Source organism: Sporosarcina ureae (genome assembly GCF_029267015.1).
Classification (GTDB): Bacteria; Bacillota; Bacilli; order Bacillales_A; family Planococcaceae; genus Sporosarcina; species Sporosarcina ureae_D.
The window spans coordinates 1-15735 of the sequence record NZ_JARIEA010000071.1; the positions used below are offsets into that span (position 1 = coordinate 1).

The 15735-nt window shown below is 40.5% G+C and carries 19 protein-coding genes; 12 read left to right on the plus strand and 7 right to left on the minus strand.

Going from position 1 to position 15735, the window contains the following annotated elements; genetic code table 11:
- Positions 1 to 47 precede the first annotated feature (47 nt).
- The 3 genes from Q7P97_RS11875 (at position 48) to Q7P97_RS11885 (ending at position 1918) form a co-directional block, all read left to right on the plus strand.
- A complete protein-coding gene (locus Q7P97_RS11875) occupies positions 48 to 239 on the plus strand; it encodes a hypothetical protein (RefSeq protein WP_303969380.1) in 192 nt (63 codons plus the stop codon).
- Positions 240 to 333: 94 nt separating this feature from the next.
- On the plus strand, positions 334 to 576 hold the full coding sequence (locus tag Q7P97_RS11880; protein ID WP_303969381.1) for a hypothetical protein: 243 nt from the start codon (positions 334 to 336) through the stop codon (positions 574 to 576).
- 40 nt (positions 577 to 616) lie between these two features.
- The gene (locus Q7P97_RS11885) at positions 617 to 1918 is read left to right on the plus strand and encodes a purine/pyrimidine permease (RefSeq protein ID WP_303969382.1); all 1302 of its coding nucleotides are present in this window, start codon (positions 617 to 619) and stop codon (positions 1916 to 1918) included.
- Positions 1919 to 1952: 34 nt separating this feature from the next.
- Here the strand turns inward: Q7P97_RS11885 and Q7P97_RS11890 are convergent, their stop codons facing one another.
- Positions 1953 to 2129 (minus strand): hypothetical protein, encoded by a 177-nt coding sequence (locus Q7P97_RS11890; protein WP_303969383.1) that lies wholly within the window; start codon positions 2127 to 2129, stop codon positions 1953 to 1955.
- A gap of 146 nt (positions 2130 to 2275) precedes the next feature.
- On the opposite strand from Q7P97_RS11890, the gene Q7P97_RS11895 reads away from it, so the two are divergent.
- Together Q7P97_RS11895 and namA are read left to right on the plus strand one after the other, a co-directional pair.
- Positions 2276 to 2830, plus strand: coding sequence for a DJ-1/PfpI family protein (locus Q7P97_RS11895; RefSeq protein WP_085427124.1), 555 nt, complete (start codon positions 2276 to 2278; stop codon positions 2828 to 2830).
- Positions 2831 to 3009: 179 nt separating this feature from the next.
- On the plus strand, positions 3010 to 4029 hold the full coding sequence (gene namA, locus Q7P97_RS11900) for an NADPH dehydrogenase NamA (protein WP_303969384.1): 1020 nt from the start codon (positions 3010 to 3012) through the stop codon (positions 4027 to 4029).
- Between the two features lie 12 nt (positions 4030 to 4041).
- On the opposite strand, the gene Q7P97_RS11905 is transcribed toward namA, so the two are convergent.
- Positions 4042 to 4539 carry a metallophosphoesterase family protein gene (locus Q7P97_RS11905; RefSeq protein WP_303969385.1) on the minus strand — a complete coding sequence of 166 codons (498 nt, stop codon included), beginning with the start codon at positions 4537 to 4539 and terminating at the stop codon, positions 4042 to 4044.
- Positions 4540 to 4640: 101 nt separating this feature from the next.
- Here Q7P97_RS11905 and Q7P97_RS11910 point away from each other — a divergent pair, with 101 nt between their 5' ends.
- From Q7P97_RS11910 to Q7P97_RS11920, 3 genes are all read left to right on the plus strand, one after another.
- The gene (locus Q7P97_RS11910; RefSeq protein WP_085427121.1) at positions 4641 to 5009 is read left to right on the plus strand and encodes a carboxymuconolactone decarboxylase family protein; all 369 of its coding nucleotides are present in this window, start codon (positions 4641 to 4643) and stop codon (positions 5007 to 5009) included.
- A 209-nt stretch (positions 5010 to 5218) separates the two neighbouring features.
- The gene (locus Q7P97_RS11915; RefSeq protein WP_303969386.1) at positions 5219 to 5950 is read left to right on the plus strand and encodes a YqcI/YcgG family protein; all 732 of its coding nucleotides are present in this window, start codon (positions 5219 to 5221) and stop codon (positions 5948 to 5950) included.
- Positions 5951 to 6191: 241 nt separating this feature from the next.
- Positions 6192 to 6518 (plus strand): hypothetical protein, encoded by a 327-nt coding sequence (locus Q7P97_RS11920; protein WP_303969387.1) that lies wholly within the window; start codon positions 6192 to 6194, stop codon positions 6516 to 6518.
- 45 nt (positions 6519 to 6563) lie between these two features.
- Here Q7P97_RS11920 and Q7P97_RS11925 read toward each other — a convergent pair whose 3' ends face one another.
- Positions 6564 to 6971 (minus strand): YugN family protein, encoded by a 408-nt coding sequence (locus Q7P97_RS11925; protein WP_303969388.1) that lies wholly within the window; start codon positions 6969 to 6971, stop codon positions 6564 to 6566.
- 165 nt (positions 6972 to 7136) lie between these two features.
- Between Q7P97_RS11925 and Q7P97_RS11930 the strand changes: the two genes are divergently transcribed.
- Together Q7P97_RS11930 and Q7P97_RS11935 are read left to right on the plus strand one after the other, a co-directional pair.
- Positions 7137 to 8117 (plus strand): YsnF/AvaK domain-containing protein, encoded by a 981-nt coding sequence (locus Q7P97_RS11930; protein ID WP_303969389.1) that lies wholly within the window; start codon positions 7137 to 7139, stop codon positions 8115 to 8117.
- Between the two features lie 80 nt (positions 8118 to 8197).
- The gene (locus Q7P97_RS11935; RefSeq protein WP_303969390.1) at positions 8198 to 8440 is read left to right on the plus strand and encodes a hypothetical protein; all 243 of its coding nucleotides are present in this window, start codon (positions 8198 to 8200) and stop codon (positions 8438 to 8440) included.
- 36 nt (positions 8441 to 8476) lie between these two features.
- Here Q7P97_RS11935 and Q7P97_RS11940 read toward each other — a convergent pair whose 3' ends face one another.
- The 4 genes from Q7P97_RS11940 to Q7P97_RS11955 form a co-directional block, all read right to left on the minus strand.
- Positions 8477 to 8971, minus strand: a complete 495-nt coding sequence (locus tag Q7P97_RS11940; protein WP_303969391.1) for a TspO/MBR family protein — start codon at positions 8969 to 8971, stop codon at positions 8477 to 8479.
- 54 nt (positions 8972 to 9025) lie between these two features.
- Positions 9026 to 10600 (minus strand): amidohydrolase, encoded by a 1575-nt coding sequence (locus Q7P97_RS11945; RefSeq protein WP_303969392.1) that lies wholly within the window; start codon positions 10598 to 10600, stop codon positions 9026 to 9028.
- A gap of 142 nt (positions 10601 to 10742) precedes the next feature.
- Entirely contained in the window at positions 10743 to 12077 is a 1335-nt protein-coding gene (gene glnA, locus Q7P97_RS11950) for a type I glutamate--ammonia ligase (RefSeq protein ID WP_303969393.1), read from the minus strand.
- A gap of 185 nt (positions 12078 to 12262) precedes the next feature.
- A complete protein-coding gene (locus Q7P97_RS11955) occupies positions 12263 to 12613 on the minus strand; it encodes a DUF3307 domain-containing protein (RefSeq protein ID WP_303969394.1) in 351 nt (116 codons plus the stop codon).
- A 121-nt stretch (positions 12614 to 12734) separates the two neighbouring features.
- Here Q7P97_RS11955 and Q7P97_RS11960 point away from each other — a divergent pair, with 121 nt between their 5' ends.
- Positions 12735 to 13892, plus strand: coding sequence for an HD domain-containing phosphohydrolase (locus Q7P97_RS11960; RefSeq protein WP_303969395.1), 1158 nt, complete (start codon positions 12735 to 12737; stop codon positions 13890 to 13892).
- Positions 13889 to 15700, plus strand: coding sequence for an adenylate/guanylate cyclase domain-containing protein (locus tag Q7P97_RS11965; RefSeq protein ID WP_303969396.1), 1812 nt, complete (start codon positions 13889 to 13891; stop codon positions 15698 to 15700). The genes Q7P97_RS11960 and Q7P97_RS11965 overlap by 4 nt, the downstream gene beginning before the upstream one ends.
- The last annotated feature ends 35 nt before the right edge of the window (positions 15701 to 15735 follow it).

Consider the following 15735-nt stretch of genomic DNA (forward strand, 5'->3'; position numbering starts at 1 on the left):
GAAGAATCAGAACTGCTTTACACACTATCTAACGTAGGCGGCTGCCAGTGGTAGGCGTAGCAATGAGACAGCCAGGCGCACTTCCTGTCTGGCTCATTGCGGAAGCCATCCACCACCGCCGAAGTGGGTCCAATGACCGCCCCACTTACTTTGCCAGTCAAACCGCTACCTATGCACAAAACAAGGAAGAGAAAAGAACTCGTAAAACAACAACCCAATGCCGCCATATTACGCACTAATTCTAGAAACAAATGTATTCCCGAACTAATCACTTATCTCATAAAAACAAGTATCTGAACCGCCCTACACATAATCTAACGCAGGCGGCTGCACGTGGTAGGCGTAGTAATGAGACAGCCAGGCGCACTTCCTGTCTGGCTCATTGCGGAAGCCATCCACCACCGCCGAAGTGGGTCCAATGACCGCCCCACTTACTCTGCTAGTCAACCCACTACCTCTGCAACAACAAGGAAAAGCAAGAGTGGCAAAACCAAAATCCAACGTCGTATCCTACTTACTTGTTCAAACAAATTATCCGTAGGTTCGAAAACAACAACCTCCCATGATATACTATAAAGATTCTAAACAACGCAACACTTATCGGAGGAATTGTCCAATGAAACATCTAGCAGGCGGCATACAATGGACCGTCTTTCTCATCGCCTCATCCATCGCAGCACCCATCGCCATCGCACACGTCTTCGGCATGGACCCAATCGCCACTTCGCTGTTCATGCAACGAACCATATTCGTACTCGGTATCGCCTGTCTGATTCAAGCATTCTTCGGACACCGCATGCCCATAAACGAAGGACCCGCGGGATTATGGTGGGGCATCTATGTAGTCTATGCTGGAATGATTGGCATCTTTTATACAACATCAACAGACGTCTTGCAAGCCTTACAAAGCGGTATGTTATACAGTGGTGTGCTATTCATTATCCTAGCGGCTACTGGAATCATTACAAAAATGAAAGTACTTTTTACGCCAGCTATTACGTTTACTTATTTAATGTTGCTGATCTTACAATTAAGTGGAACATTCATTAAAGGCATGATGGGCATAGAAGAAGTAGGAGATCATCTCGACCCCATCATTTTGCTGGGAAGTTTTATTGTCTTGTTGATTACATTCATTACGATGGCTAATAAACGTCCGTCGATATCTAAATACGCTGTATTGATTTCGATTGCACTTGGTTGGGGAATCTTCCTAGCACTAGGGAAAACGCCAGCGGTAGCGCGGGTGTCTGATCAACTGATCCAGCTGCCGAAAATGTTTGTTTACGGGAAACCTGTCTGGGACAGTGGAGTACTCGTTACGGCAGTATTCATTACATTATTACTGGTAGCGAATATGCTTGCGTCTATTCGAGTCATGGAGCATTTACTGAAGGAATCTTTTCATATCCATCCGCCAGATCGCTTGCGCCAAGGAGCATTTGCTTCAGGATTTATACATCTAATTGCAGGCGCTTTTTCCGCTATTGGTTCCGTACCCATCTCAGGATCTGCAGGGTTCGTTGGCACGACACGAATGCCATCTATTAAACCATTCATTATCGGTAGTTCGTTATTGGTGTTGATTACACTGTTTCCCAGCATCATGGCTATATTTGCGGCATTACCTGCTCCCGTTGCATACGCTGTAACCTTCGCGATTTTTACGAAGATGGTATCGATGGCATTCAATGAACTGGATGCCGATCCAGAAAAGGAACGCGCGCGTCAAGCTGTAGCATTTGGATTGATGGTGGGTGTGGGTACTATGTTCGTACCCGCAGAAAGCTTGTCTGAACTTCCTGCCGTTGTAGCTTCTACGTTATCTAACGGATTGATTACAGGAACGATTCTCGCCATAATTATTGAGCAATATATGATACGCAGAAGAAAAAGGATCACATACAATAAGATATGAAAAACCAGACAGTATAAGCTGTCTGGTTTTTTCATTACTTATTTCTTTTATCTTCTGTTTCACGATACACTTCTTTCAATGCGTCTCGATATTCTTTACCACTCGAATTTTCCCTAGCTTTTGAAGCTGCTTCCGCAATGTCTTCAAACTCCATTCCCATTTCTTCGTTGATGGTTCCTTTGTGAAACAGGTGACGTATATCTTTGTCCATAGAAATCCCTCCTCGCCATAATATGTTGCGATTCGAGATAACTATACGTAAGGGAGCCAATTTCATTAAAAGAAAGAGGATTCATTCGTAAACTGTCGAAAGAAGTAAAGGAGTAACACAATTCAGAATAGGGAGAGGATCTGCACATGAGTAAAAAAGTATTAATTCTAGGCGGAGATGCTGTAGAAGCGCTAGAAATTTTCTATCCGTACTATCGCTGTTTGGAAGAAGGATTTGACACGACTATAGCTTCACCGTCTGTAAAAAAGTTATATACTGTTACACATGACTTCATCGACGGAATGGAAACGTATGTAGAAAAACCTGCTTATGGCTTGGATTCGCATATTGCATTCAAAGATGTCAATCCTGCAGACTATGATGCACTCATTATTCCAGGTGGACGAGCGCCAGAATACATTCGTCTGGATGAATCGTTACCAGCAATTGTCCGTCATTTCTTTGAAGAAGATAAACCGGTGGCGGCTGTTTGTCATGCGGCTCAAGTATTATCCATTATTCCAGACCTTATGAAGGGTAGAGAATACACGGCGTATATTGCATGTAAACCCGATGTTACTGCAACAGGCGCAACATATATCGAAAAAGATCTTCATACAGAAGGAAATCTCGTGTCAGGTCATGCTTGGCCTGATCTTCCAGGATTAATGAGAGAATTTATGAAAATGGTCAATAAATAATAAAGCACAAAGTACATTAAGTTTCGCATCATACTGAAGACAACTCTAAAAGTGGAGTTGTCTTCAGTTTTTTTAGTAACCAAGAATAATGATGAATCATCTTAGTGAAATCCTGATTCCTTAAAAACCACTATAGTTTTGCTATACTTTCACTAGCTACTATTCAAGGAGGAATTTTCATGACAAAATTATTTAGCCCTTATACTATACGTAACGTAGAATTTAAAAATCGGATTGCAATGGCACCAATGTGTATGTACTCTTCACATAATCAAGATGGAAAAGTGGAAGATTGGCATAAAACTCACTATGCAACACGTGCAGTCGGTCAAGTCGGCCTCATTATCATAGAAGCAACAGCTGTTCAAGCGCAAGGCAGAATTTCGAGTGAAGATTTGGGAATCTGGTCGGACGAACACGTCGAAGGCTTAACAGAAATCGTGCGTTTGATGAAGCAACACGGGTCTCGTACGGGTATCCAACTGGCACATGCGGGAAGAAAAGCGACAGTGGAAGGAACGATTTATGCTCCAAGTCCCATCGCATTCAATGAAGAATATAAGACGCCGGCAGAAATGACAATTACGGATATTGAAGAAACGATTGAAGCATTCAAACAAGGCGCAATCCGTTCCAAGGAAGCTGGTTTTGATGTCATTGAAATCCACGGCGCTCATGGGTATTTACTTAATGAATTCTTGACACCATTATGTAATCATCGTGAAGATGAGTATGGTGGATCAGCAGAAAATCGTTACCGTTTACTAGGGCAAGTGATTGAGGCAATACGATCCGTTTGGGAAGGTCCTTTATTTGTCAGAATCTCAGCCGAAGATTATCAAGAGGGTGGCATGGACGCCTCACAATATGCAGAAATGGCTCGCTGGATGAAAGAGCAAGGTGTCGATTTGGTTGATGTGAGCACAGGCGGTGTAGTACCTGCAGCAATTCATCCATTCCCAGGTTATCAAGTGCCTCATGCGGATATAATTCGTCAGCAAGCGAATATTGCAACAGGTGCAGTAGGATTGATAACCTCGGCGCTACAAGCAGAAGAAATACTCCAAAATGATCGTGCGGATATTGTATTGCTTGCTCGCGAATTATTACGTGATCCTTATTGGGCATATACAGCGGCTAAAGAACTTGGTGTCGAAATCGAATCACCTGTTCAATATAAACGCGGCTGGACGTTCTAATCACTTTGTAGTTTATGTTTTATCATCAAAGAAAATTAACTCTGCACGAATCTCCTCCTCGATATGTAAGATAGCGAATGAATAATGTGGGAGTTTCCGCTTATCTGTCGGAGAACCAGGATTTAGCAGCAAGGTTTTATTCATGTAACGAAGCATCGGAATGTGGGAGTGCCCGAAGACGATGACGTCTAGTGGCACTCCTTCAAATGTTTCAATTGCACGTTTTTCTGTAGTCTTTTTTTCTCCATGACCATGTACCAAGCCGATTTTAACGTGTCCTACTTGAATCACTTGTTGCAATGGAAACTGTTCTGTAATATCCTCTTCATCTACATTTCCTGAAACTCCTTTTACCTCTGCGAATTCAGAAAGCATCTGCACTACTTCGATGGATTTCCAATCACCTGTATGTACGATCAAATCAGCCGTAGCACATTCTTTAAGTAACCGTGAAGGCAGAACTTTTCCTCTACCAGGAATATGTGTATCTCCTGTAATGACAATTTTCATGATGCACCTCCTTGAATTGTAATTGCTTATATCATTTCCGTAATCGCTGCATAGCAAACAAAGAATCGGACATACTGTTGCTATAACGGGAGGCGATCTATATGGAAGACTATACATTTACAGATGCCGTACTGGCAGATTACAAAACCGGTATGGGCGCAATGAGCGAACAATTGCCGAAGTTAATGAAATCATTCCATGCATTTACGGAAGTAAGTTTTGAAGAAGGAGATATCAGTCAAAAATATAAGCAGCTCATTGCACTTGCAGTTAGTGTGTACGCTCATAGTGAATACTGCATTATTTTCCATACAAAAGCTTGTATGGATGCAGGTTGTACAGTTTCAGAAGTGCTGGAATCGGTCGGAGTAGCAGCTGCACTTGGCGGAGGAAGTGCTTTGAGCCAAGCAGTCACGTTGGTTATGCAAACGATCGATGAATTACAGGAAAATCCAAAACCTATACAATGAGAGAACGCCTTGTCGAATGAAATCGATGAGGTGTTCTCTTTGTATAAAATCGTAATGTGTTCTAGGACCCCATCGTATTCCGTATCTTGTATAAGTTGCTCTCGAGGAGTGTAAATGGTAGGTGAGAACCACTTCTTCCATATGTTTCATTCTGTTGAGGTTAGGGTAACGGATATACAGCATAGTTAGTCAGAGGGGGATATAAAACATTGATCCAAACATCAAACGCGTTATTAACAAAGGAAGACTTTACAGAACGTAATGATTTACCAGAATGGCTACTTAGAGAATATCAGACGTTCCATGCTATTGTGACGGACAAAACGTTTCCATGCTATTTTGGAATGGCTGGTGAAAATAAAGGCGAGTTGCGCTATGCCTATGTTTCTCAAAAGGACTGGTCAAACTTACCTCAAGCGTTGTCAGCTTTTTTAAAGCTATTCGAAAATCCTAAGCATAAACGTCATGGATTATTTGTCTTTGTTGAACCTTTTGAAGAAGAAGGTTCAATAGAAGAATACCGTCAGCAGTTTTGGGATATTTTGCAGTATGTTCATAAAGAAGATCCGAAAGAATGGCCAGCTGAAGCACCACGTGACCCTGATCACTACCTATGGGACTTCCATTTCCAAGGCGAGCCGATTTTTGCTTTTGGCAATGCGCCTGCTTATAAACAAAGGAAGACGCGTGATCTAGGAAATGCAATGGTCATCGGTTTTCAGCCACGTAAGATTTTTAAAGGTCTAACAGGCACGGAAAAGGGTGGAATCAACTCGCGTGAAAAGGTTCGTGAGCGTGTCGAGGTATGGGATGATCTTCCGAAGCATCCGGACATTAGCCACTTCGGAGATCCAACGCATAATGAATGGAAACAGTCCTTCATCGGCGACGATTGCGTGCCACTAACAGGGAAGTGCCCATTTACGCATAAAGATATGTAAAAACAAACTGTCTCTGTAGTCGTGAACTCACGATTGCAGGGGCTTTTTTATATAGTTTAGTTCTAGAAAAAATGCTTCTTAATAGTGAGTTTGCGAGTAAAAGCGTAGCGTTAGGAGCACATCTTTGCACTATATCCCCACCCAAAAACCACTGTTTTTATCCTATTTCGTCTCCAGCACGAGTGTTTTAAGAGTGATCAACAGGGAACACTAAAGGAAACGAGTAAAGTGAGGGGTTTCTATGAAAAAACAAACAGCAGACGTAGAAGAACTCTTGTCATTTGCTGACGGGGCTAGCCGAACAGGAACATCATGGATCAATCAAACAGACTATGTCGGAGAAGAAGACATCATGTCAGACGAGGATCTAGCAGGCAGAGAACCTCTGCAACAACTCCGAATAATTGCAGAAACAGAAGGGGAAACAAAGTATTTCGAATCGCTTTTCTATACAGGCGCGGAACTAGAAGAGTTAATGAGTGAACTCCAACCACTCTTTGAAAAATTCCCGAAAAAAGTGCTAAGTTCAGATGAAATGGATCAAAAAGTACAAAATATAACAAAATAAGAAATGAGGATCTTCAGCCAATGTTGGCAAGAAGATCCTCATTTTTCACTCCAAATACTGTAATATTTCTTCAATGGCGAGTTCGCCAGCGGTTTCCCAGCGGCTCTTATCACGGATTTCTGCATCTTTATCCAATGGCTTTTGGAACTGATTGAATGAACCACTTAGTAAAGAACTATCATCGTGTTCTAGTCCTAAGTTGACCACATGTTTGATCACATATGGTTTTTTGAACTTGATCGAAGTATTAAAATCATCCAATTCACCGTCATGCGCTTCGAACGGAACACGTAAATAAATCGTTTCGCCACCTTCTCTATGAAGAATGGAATCAAAACTACCTTTGTCATAATCCCAGCCACCGCCAAAATGATAACCGTGCTGATCCACTTTATCCCGTAAAGTCCCAAAACACGCTAGTTTGCCTTCGATTGACGTATCTAATTCCAGCATGAAATCACTCCTTTCTATAAGCATTCCTTAGTAGCAATTATTTATACATCGCAAAAAAAAATCACGAAAATGTTTTTAATTCTGACAACCGGGGTAAAAGTATCAACACGAAGAAGATGAAACAAATTCTACAATAATTAACTAAAATACTAGGAGGAGATTTAAATGGGTAAGAATAGATATATTGGAATGTATTTCAATGAAACAGAATTGATGAACCGCGTGGACGAACTGAAAAGAGAAGGATGGCCTGAAGACGATATTTATGTAGTTGTAAAAAATGATGATCAGTTAACTATGGTGAGAAGTCGTACAGATGCAGAAATTAAATCAGCTGACGATTCATGGTGGGATCGTTTCATGGGATTCGTATCCGGAGAAGATCATGTACGTCGTATGGTAGATAGCCTAGAGTTCGGTGCAGAAGATACAGTAAAGTATTATCAGGAAATTGAACAGGGCGGCATGTTGCTTTATGTAGATTCTGGTGAAGCAAACCGTCACTACATGGACAACACAGACTTCTATGGTAGAGATGGAAAAAGTACAGATGTGAATCTTGGAGCGAACGGTTTAAGCGTAACAGACCAAGAATTGAACGGCGGAGATCCTGCTTTTAGATTAAGCCAGACACTTCCTGATCAGACACTTAATCATCAAAATCATGAAGTAGACCCTGCAATTCATACGAATGAACATGCTTTATCCGGCCAGAACACAGAAGAAGAGAGTTTACGTTTGCATGAAGAACGTCTTCAAGTAGATAAGCATGAAACAAAGCGTGGAGAGATTCGTGTTGAAAAAGAAGTAGTAGAAGAACCTAGATCAATAGATGTCAGTGTTTCACATGACGAAGTAACGATTGAACGCAGACCTGTTGTAGATGGTGAAATAGGTCACGAAAGCCAATACGGTAACGATGCAACGGCATTTAGAGAAGATGAGGAAACGATTCGTATTCCGATTACTGAGGAACGTGTAGAAGTGACGAAGAAACCAGTTGTTACGGAAGAAATCATCCTCAAAAAGCGAGAAGTTGTAGAAAATGAAACAATCCATGACACTGTGAAACGTGAAGAAGTACACTTTGAAAAAGAAGGTGACGTAGATATTAAAGGTGATCAGTTGGACAAAGACCGATTCTAAAATAGATAGATAGCAAACGCCTTGTCATTCCCTTTCTGCATAATGTAAGATAGAAGTAATAGCCAGGAAGGGGAGATGACATGTTTAAGCAACCAGGTATTGCCGCCGTGCTAAGTTTTTTCTGGACTGGCGTTGGTCAAATCTATAATGGACAAATTCTAAAAGGGATTTTACTTATTATCCTACAAGGAATCAACGGTTTGCTTATGTTTGTAGGCATCGGTTTCATTACGTATCCAATTGTATGGATTTGGGGAATGTACGATGCGTATAAGACTGCTGAACGTATGAACTACAATCAAAATCAATATAATCAACGATAAAAAATGTCCCCGCCACTAATGGCGAGGACATTTTGTTTACTTATTTAATTTCCAAGTAGAGTAATTAAGCATCAATGCGAACATGACCCATCCAATATAAGGAACCATCAAAGCGCCTGCTGTACGGTCGATCTTATTGAATTCATAAGCCGTCATGGCGATTGCACCTAACATAATCGTCATCTCTACCAAGGCTGTGCCTCGTAAATTCCATTTAAAGAACAGGAACGACCACAGGAAGTTCAGTCCCAATTGAATATCATATAATGGCTCGGCAACATCCTTCATCTGCGTTTGTTGCTTCATTTCTATGCGGTAATTCGCTACCCCCATCATCGTATAGAGTGCGGTCCAAGCAATCGGAAATGCGGCACCAGGAGGAGAGAATGAAGGCTTCTCCAACTCTGCATACTGCTCCTGTGTATTGCGGTTTGCAAAGTATCCAATGAGTGAGCCACCCACTACGGGAATCAACACATTGCGCGTAAGTTTCTTCCAATCCAGTTGCCCTTGTACTTTAAGTAATTCCAAGATAACACCTCCTTTTTAGAAAGTTTTCCCCTTTCATTACTTACTAAACCGTTATTACATATTCGCTGAATACATCACTTCGCCCGCAACTATAGTTTTCGCTACTTTCACTTCAGTAATACGATCAACTGCCACGGTGAAAATATCTTCTTTCAGTACAGTGAAATCCGCATCAAATCCAATCGAAAGAAGCCCACGGGAATCAGCCTTATCTATTGTAGCTGCAGCGCCTGAAGTAAATAATTGTACTGCTTCAAAACGAGTAAGTTTTTCATCAGGTAAATACCCTTCGTGCTGTTCAATCGGCAATCTTCTTGTGATGGCTGCGTGTATGCCTAGTAAAGGATTGGGATCTTCAATAGGTGCGTCCGATCCTCCGCCACAAATAAACCCTTTGGCGAGAAGCTTTTTCCAAGCATATGCCCATTCTAGACGATCCATGCCAAGTCGATCTCCAATCCACGGGAAGTCGGAAGGAACGAAAGCAGGCTGTATATCCAAAACGATCGGAAGTTTTTGCATTCTCTCTACTAAATCATCACGTAACAAGATGACATGTATAAATCGATCTTTTTTACCTACAGGTACGGGATACTTTTCAATGACATCCAATGCTTTTTCAACTGCCAGATCCCCAATCATATGTATTGCAACAGCTTCTCCGTAATGTCGTGCCATTTTAACGTGGTTCTCTAGCTCCTCGTCGGTTAGGACGGCTGTGCCGACATTATCCGGTTGATCGGCATATGGTTCACTCAACAGCGCAGTACTGCCACCAAAAGCGCCGTCAATAAAGAACTTCATCTCTCCCGGTTCGATCCATGGTGCATTATAGAAAGCTTGATCTTCCATTAACTCTGCAAACACGCTAAAGTGACGCAGTAAGTGAGCGCGAAATTTACGATCACCACCAAGTACGGTATTAAAAGCTGTTAAAGGTGTTTGATACTGTCCGTAATATCCTAGGTCATCCGTTACAACACCTGTCAAACCAACAGATAGTAAGTGATCCACAGAAGTTTCCAATGCTTTTGTTACATAGTCCACTGTAGGATTCGGTAATAACTGGAGTACTCGTTGCATGGCGCCTTCCTTTAGCAATCCAGTAGGCTCTCCATTTTCATCTCGTTCAATAACGCCATCATCAGGATCGGGTGTGTCTTTGGTGATACCAGCTAGTTCAAGCGCCTTGGAGTTTACAATAGCAGCATGCCAGCAAGTACGTTTCAATAGCATAGGTGAATTCGTTACAGCATCTAACTCATAGCGAGTAAAAATCTTCTTGTCAGGAAACACATTTTCATCCCAACCTTCTCCAATGAACCATTCATCCTCTAGCAATCCTTTATAGGCATTCAAAAGTCGCTCCATCATCTCTTCTGAAGAAATCGTATCGGATAGATCAAGGCGTAACAACTTCTCACCTTGCCCAATAATGTGCATATGGTTATCGATAAACCCCGGATATACAAATGCACCGTTCAAATCTATTTGTTCGTCAGCTTGCCCTTTTAGTTCATCATAGGAACCAGTTGCTATGATTTTTCCGTCTTTCGTTAGTAAAGCATCTATTGTATGTCCTTCATTTTGCATAGTGTAAAAGAGTGCATTAAACCAAATTGTTGTCATATAGAAACCACCTTTTCTTTCTATAGTAAACCGATTAGGATGAATGAACAATAGAACTGATTTTAACTAGTTTATGCAATTAAAAAACGGCTGTACATACAGCCGTTTACTTTAGTTCATATTCTATTATCGTGCTACTAACTTAATACATCTTCATATATCGTTCGAGTTCCCAAGGGTGTACCGTAATACGATAGCTCTCCCATTCTTGATGCTTAGCCTCACTAAAGTTCGCGTAGATATGGGAACCCAGTGCATCTTGAATAATCGGATCTTCAGATAACGCGATGAGCGCATGATCGAGATCGGTAGGCAATGTGTCGATGCCATGTTCTTTAAGCTCTTCAGACTTCATTTCATAAATGTTGCGATCAACAGGGGCTGGAGGAGTAAGTTTTCGCTTAATACCATCGAGTCCTGCTTTTAAAATAACGGCTAACGCTAAGTAGGGGTTAGCGGACGAATCAACAGAACGGACTTCCACACGTGTGCTCATTCCACGTGATGCAGGGATACGGATTAAAGGGCTACGATTTTGTGCAGACCAAGCAACATAGCAAGGCGCTTCGTAGCCAGGAACTAAGCGTTTATAAGAGTTAACAGTCGGATTTGTAATAGCAGTAAAACCGCGGACATGATCTAGAACACCAGACATGAACTGATAAGCCGTTTCACTTAATTTGCGCTCGCCTCCTTCATCAAAAAAGACATTTTCTCCATCTTTAAATAGGGAAACATTACAATGCATTCCAGAACCGCTAACACCATATAAAGGCTTAGGCATGAACGTAGCGTGTAGACCATGTTTACGTGCTATCGTTTTGACAACCAGTTTAAAGGTTTGTATATTATCGCAAGCTGTTAATACATCTGCATATTTAAAATCAATTTCATGTTGTCCTGGCGCCGCTTCATGATGGGAAGCTTCCACTTCAAATCCTAATTCCTCAAGTTCTAATACAATATCACGTCGGCAGTTTTCACCTAAGTCCATGGGTGCCAAATCAAAATAGTCACCATGATCATTAAGCTCCATCGTTGGTTGTTTATTAGCATCCAATTTGAAAAGGAAAAATTCAGGTTCAGGTCCTAAGTTGAAATCAGTGAAGCCGAGTTCTTTCATTTCATTTACGATTCTCTTTAAATTCCCACGAGGATCTCCAGAAAATGGTTCTCCGTTCGCTAAGTACACATCGCAAATTAAGCGGGCTACACGCCCCGTACCAGAGGGCCATGGGAATACCATCCATGTATCTAAGTCAGGTACTAAATACATATCAGATTCTTCAATCCGTACAAAACCTTCGATAGAAGACCCGTCAAACATCATTTTATTGTCTAATGCCTTTTCGAGCTGGTTGATTGGAATCTCTACATTCTTAATCATGCCAAAAATATCAGTAAACTGAAGACGGATGAAATTTACATTCTTCTCTTTCACGAATCGATAAACGTCTTCTCTTGTAATGCTTCCCATCTAACCACACTCCTTATGATTGTTTGAAACGAATCTTCTTCGTAACATTTTTCTATAATAATGCGCAGCAAGACAGATTACAAGAGTTATTAACTAGATATTGAAATAAATATAAGGCTTAAGTTCTTGTTTTAGACAAAAAAACAAGATCTCAATTTGAGAACTTGTAAAAAACTACTATTTACCTAATATAGAAAATGAATAATTGCACCTATAACTAGTAAATGAAAAACTTGATCGACTACAATCGTCAGCCAGTTTCCTTCTGGTTTATGGACCCCCATAATCGTTCTGACCCACCATAAGACAAAAATACGTTTGTCCAAAAAAACATGACTGACAAAGATCATGGCTATAGCTAAATAGCTTAATGAGAACCCACCAACGACCATGGCCGCCACCAATGAAAGTGTGTAAAGTACACAATGCGTTAATAAAGGAATCCACTTATTCGCTTTATTCATGGCCATCCACGTGTTCTGCAATAGATAATCTCCAACTAGATGACCAAGTAGTAAGTAAGTAAATAGATTCATTTGGTGGCCCTCCAATACTAAATATGAAACAAAGTAACTATGTTTTATGTCTATATCATGATAATATTAACATATATAGGGGAAAGATAAGTCAATTATTTTTCTAAAGGGGGCAGTAAATTTGCCGGCTTCATCCAATGCATTTACGAATAATAAAATAAATGGATCAAATTCAGATCGCTTATTAGCGGTCATTTTTGAATATATGACAAAGATATCAGTTGAAACGGATATAAAAAAGATGGTTATGAATCTAGCGGATTTAGGCAAAGAACTTGTAGCAGCAGATCGCTGTTCTGTTTGGTTACATGAAGCCAACGAAAAAATACTATGGACTGTCGGCGGTCATGGCGTTAAGACAATTAGTATCCCAGACGATAGTGGATTGGTTGGCCATTGTGTGAAGACTGGGGAGGCGCTCATAATTGAAGATGCATACTCAGATCATCGGTTTAATCGTACAGTTGATTTAGAAACAGGATACCATACGACTTCTATTCTCTGTATTCCTTTTCATAATGCAGAAGGAGAAATCATTGGTGCGTTTCAAGCCATCAATAAACAAACAGAATCACAAATTTTTTCACATAATGACTTAGAAGTACTAAAGATTGCTTCGAATTTCACAGGAAAATCACTAGAAGCCTTCATTTTGCGAAACGAATTAGTCGAAACGCAAAAAGAAATTATTGTGCGCATGGGGGAAATAGGGGAAAGTCGTTCACAGGAAACAGGCTTTCATGTAAAAAGAGTGGCCAAATATTCATATTTATTGGCGTGTCTTTCAGGAATCTCGGAAACGGAAGCATTAAAATTTAAATACGCTTCGCCGATGCATGATATTGGGAAAGTCGCAATTCCTGACAGTATCTTATTGAAACCTGGGAAATTAACTGAACAAGAATTTGAATTGATGAAACAGCATACGACAATTGGTCATAATGTTTTCAAAAAGTCAAAACGTGAATTACTGAAAATCGCTGCGATTATTGCGAATGAACATCATGAACGATGGGATGGCAAAGGCTATCCTGCTGGTAAACAAGCGGAAGCCATTCATATATATGGGCGTATTACTGCGGTGGCAGATGTATTTGATGCATTGGGAAGTGATCGAGTGTACAAAAAGGCCTGGCCACTTGAAAAAATTATCGCATATATGAAAGAAGAACGGTATAAACAATTTGATGGGCGGCTCGTTGATATATTCTTAGAGAATTTAGATCAATTCATCGCCATCCGTAATGAATTTGTAGATGGAAGTGAAGAGTTACTATGAGAAAAACTATGCATTTTCGTGATGAGCAAGTAGTGGATTTGTCGCCTAGCGTGGTATGGGAGTTGTTAGCTAACACGAATGAGTTAAATAAGTATGCAGGTATGTTTCCAGTTAACTTCAATCAATTTATTGAAGAAGATCAACAACTCATTCGTTATGCGGATGCCTCTGTTTTTAATGTGATACCGTTGAAATGGAAAGAATACGTTTTTGAATGGGTTAGATATTCACATTACTCGGTAGTGCGTAAATATATAAAAGGGCCCTTTGATACCGTTTTTTGGAGCATTCGACTCGAGCCGTTACCTGAAGAGAAGACGAAAATCATTTTACATGGAGATTTCGTTTGTCAAAATATTCTCGGTCCAATAGCACTGCGAGCCATAGTCTATCCGCAACTGCGAAATATGATTACGTACGCTATGGAGTTTGAAAAATACAAAGGGAAAGAAAAACCACTTGGGAAAATGAAGATTGATCTTGAATCGACACGCTTAGATCACGCCATTTCATTATTAAGAGACTCGTTTTCTACTAAAGAAATGGTTGATGCATTGGAAAAAACAATTCGCAATGGTTCGGATGAAATGGTGACCGAAATGCAACCATATCATTGGGCGAGAATTCATCATTTTGACCGATTCTCATCAGTTGAGCTATTTTTATTAGCAAATGCAGCAGGGCTGTTGGATTATGACTGGAGTTTAATGTGCCCGAATTGCCGTGTGCCCAAAGGAAAAGCTGCTGCGTTAAAGCAAATGACAAACACGGTTCACTGTGAATTATGTGGTGTCGATTATGAATTGGACTTTGATCGCTATGTCGAAATGAAATTCCATGTGAATGCAGCTATTCGAAAAGTTGATCAAACAATTTATTGTATTAATGGTCCTATCAAGACACCTCATGTGCTGGGTCAATTCAGAATTTCTCCCCATACCAATAAAACAATCCATTGGCCGGAATTTGATGAAAAACTTAGATGTCGGGTACTGAAATATAATGACAGTTTAGAGATAACAGATGAAAGGTCTGAATCTGCGGACATCACCTATACATCAGAAGGATTTATTCAAGAATCAGTTTCCTATGCAAAGCAATTTACAATTCAAAATGAAACCGATAAAGAAATTGTAGTCGTCTTCGAAAAACGTAACTGGAATGATGATGCACTAACTGCACGGGAAGCTACTTCTCTTCAGTTGTTCCGTGATTTACTTGGAACAGAAGTATTGGCCCCAGGTCTTCAAATTGGCGTTGGACATATGTCTATTTTATTCACCGACTTAAAGGACTCTACTAAGCTATATGAACGGGTTGGAGATGCAAAAGCTTACTCTGATGTTCAAAAGCATTTTGAATACTTGATGAAGTGTATAAGGGAACACAAAGGAACGATCGTCAAAACTATAGGGGATTCAGTAATGGGCGCATTTACGAATGAATTCGACTCGTTTAAGGCAGCGTTCGCCATACAACAGGGCATAAACAATTTAAATGAAAAGTTATCACAGCCAGTCCAAATCAAAGTTGGTTTCCATACAGGCTCTGTTATTGCAGTAAACGCAAATGATTTATTGGATTACTTTGGAGGAACTGTTAATAAAGCTGCTCGCATTCAAGACAAGAGTACCGGTGGCGATTTACTCATTCATCATGATGTATATGAAAGACTAATTAATGAGCGACCTGAAATTGCTGATCTGAAAAGTGAATTCTTTACAGAAAAACTAAATGGCTTTGAAGAGGAAATACAGCTTGTGCGATTTATTATAGACGTAAAGACACCAGACGTGCTTAGTGCGTGAGGTGTCTTTTTTACTTTCACATTTTGAACGATTCT

Bases quoted from the DNA above. Each gene is read 5' to 3' on its own strand.
- Q7P97_RS11885 (WP_303969382.1), top strand. From the start codon at position 617: ATGAAACATCTAGCAGGCGGCATACAATGGACCGTCTTTCTCATCGCC.
- Q7P97_RS11890 (WP_303969383.1), bottom strand. From the start codon at position 2,129: ATGGACAAAGATATACGTCACCTGTTTCACAAAGGAACCATCAACGAA.
- Q7P97_RS11895 (WP_085427124.1), top strand. From the start codon at position 2,276: ATGAGTAAAAAAGTATTAATTCTAGGCGGAGATGCTGTAGAAGCGCTA.
- namA (WP_303969384.1), top strand. From the start codon at position 3,010: ATGACAAAATTATTTAGCCCTTATACTATACGTAACGTAGAATTTAAA.
- Q7P97_RS11905 (WP_303969385.1), bottom strand. From the start codon at position 4,539: ATGAAAATTGTCATTACAGGAGATACACATATTCCTGGTAGAGGAAAA.
- Q7P97_RS11910 (WP_085427121.1), top strand. From the start codon at position 4,641: ATGGAAGACTATACATTTACAGATGCCGTACTGGCAGATTACAAAACC.
- Q7P97_RS11920 (WP_303969387.1), top strand. From the start codon at position 6,192: ATGAAAAAACAAACAGCAGACGTAGAAGAACTCTTGTCATTTGCTGAC.
- Q7P97_RS11925 (WP_303969388.1), bottom strand. From the start codon at position 6,971: ATGCTGGAATTAGATACGTCAATCGAAGGCAAACTAGCGTGTTTTGGG.
- Q7P97_RS11930 (WP_303969389.1), top strand. From the start codon at position 7,137: ATGGGTAAGAATAGATATATTGGAATGTATTTCAATGAAACAGAATTG.
- Q7P97_RS11935 (WP_303969390.1), top strand. From the start codon at position 8,198: ATGTTTAAGCAACCAGGTATTGCCGCCGTGCTAAGTTTTTTCTGGACT.
- Q7P97_RS11945 (WP_303969392.1), bottom strand. From the start codon at position 10,600: ATGACAACAATTTGGTTTAATGCACTCTTTTACACTATGCAAAATGAA.
- glnA (WP_303969393.1), bottom strand. From the start codon at position 12,077: ATGGGAAGCATTACAAGAGAAGACGTTTATCGATTCGTGAAAGAGAAG.
- Q7P97_RS11955 (WP_303969394.1), bottom strand. From the start codon at position 12,613: ATGAATCTATTTACTTACTTACTACTTGGTCATCTAGTTGGAGATTAT.
- Q7P97_RS11965 (WP_303969396.1), top strand. From the start codon at position 13,889: ATGAGAAAAACTATGCATTTTCGTGATGAGCAAGTAGTGGATTTGTCG.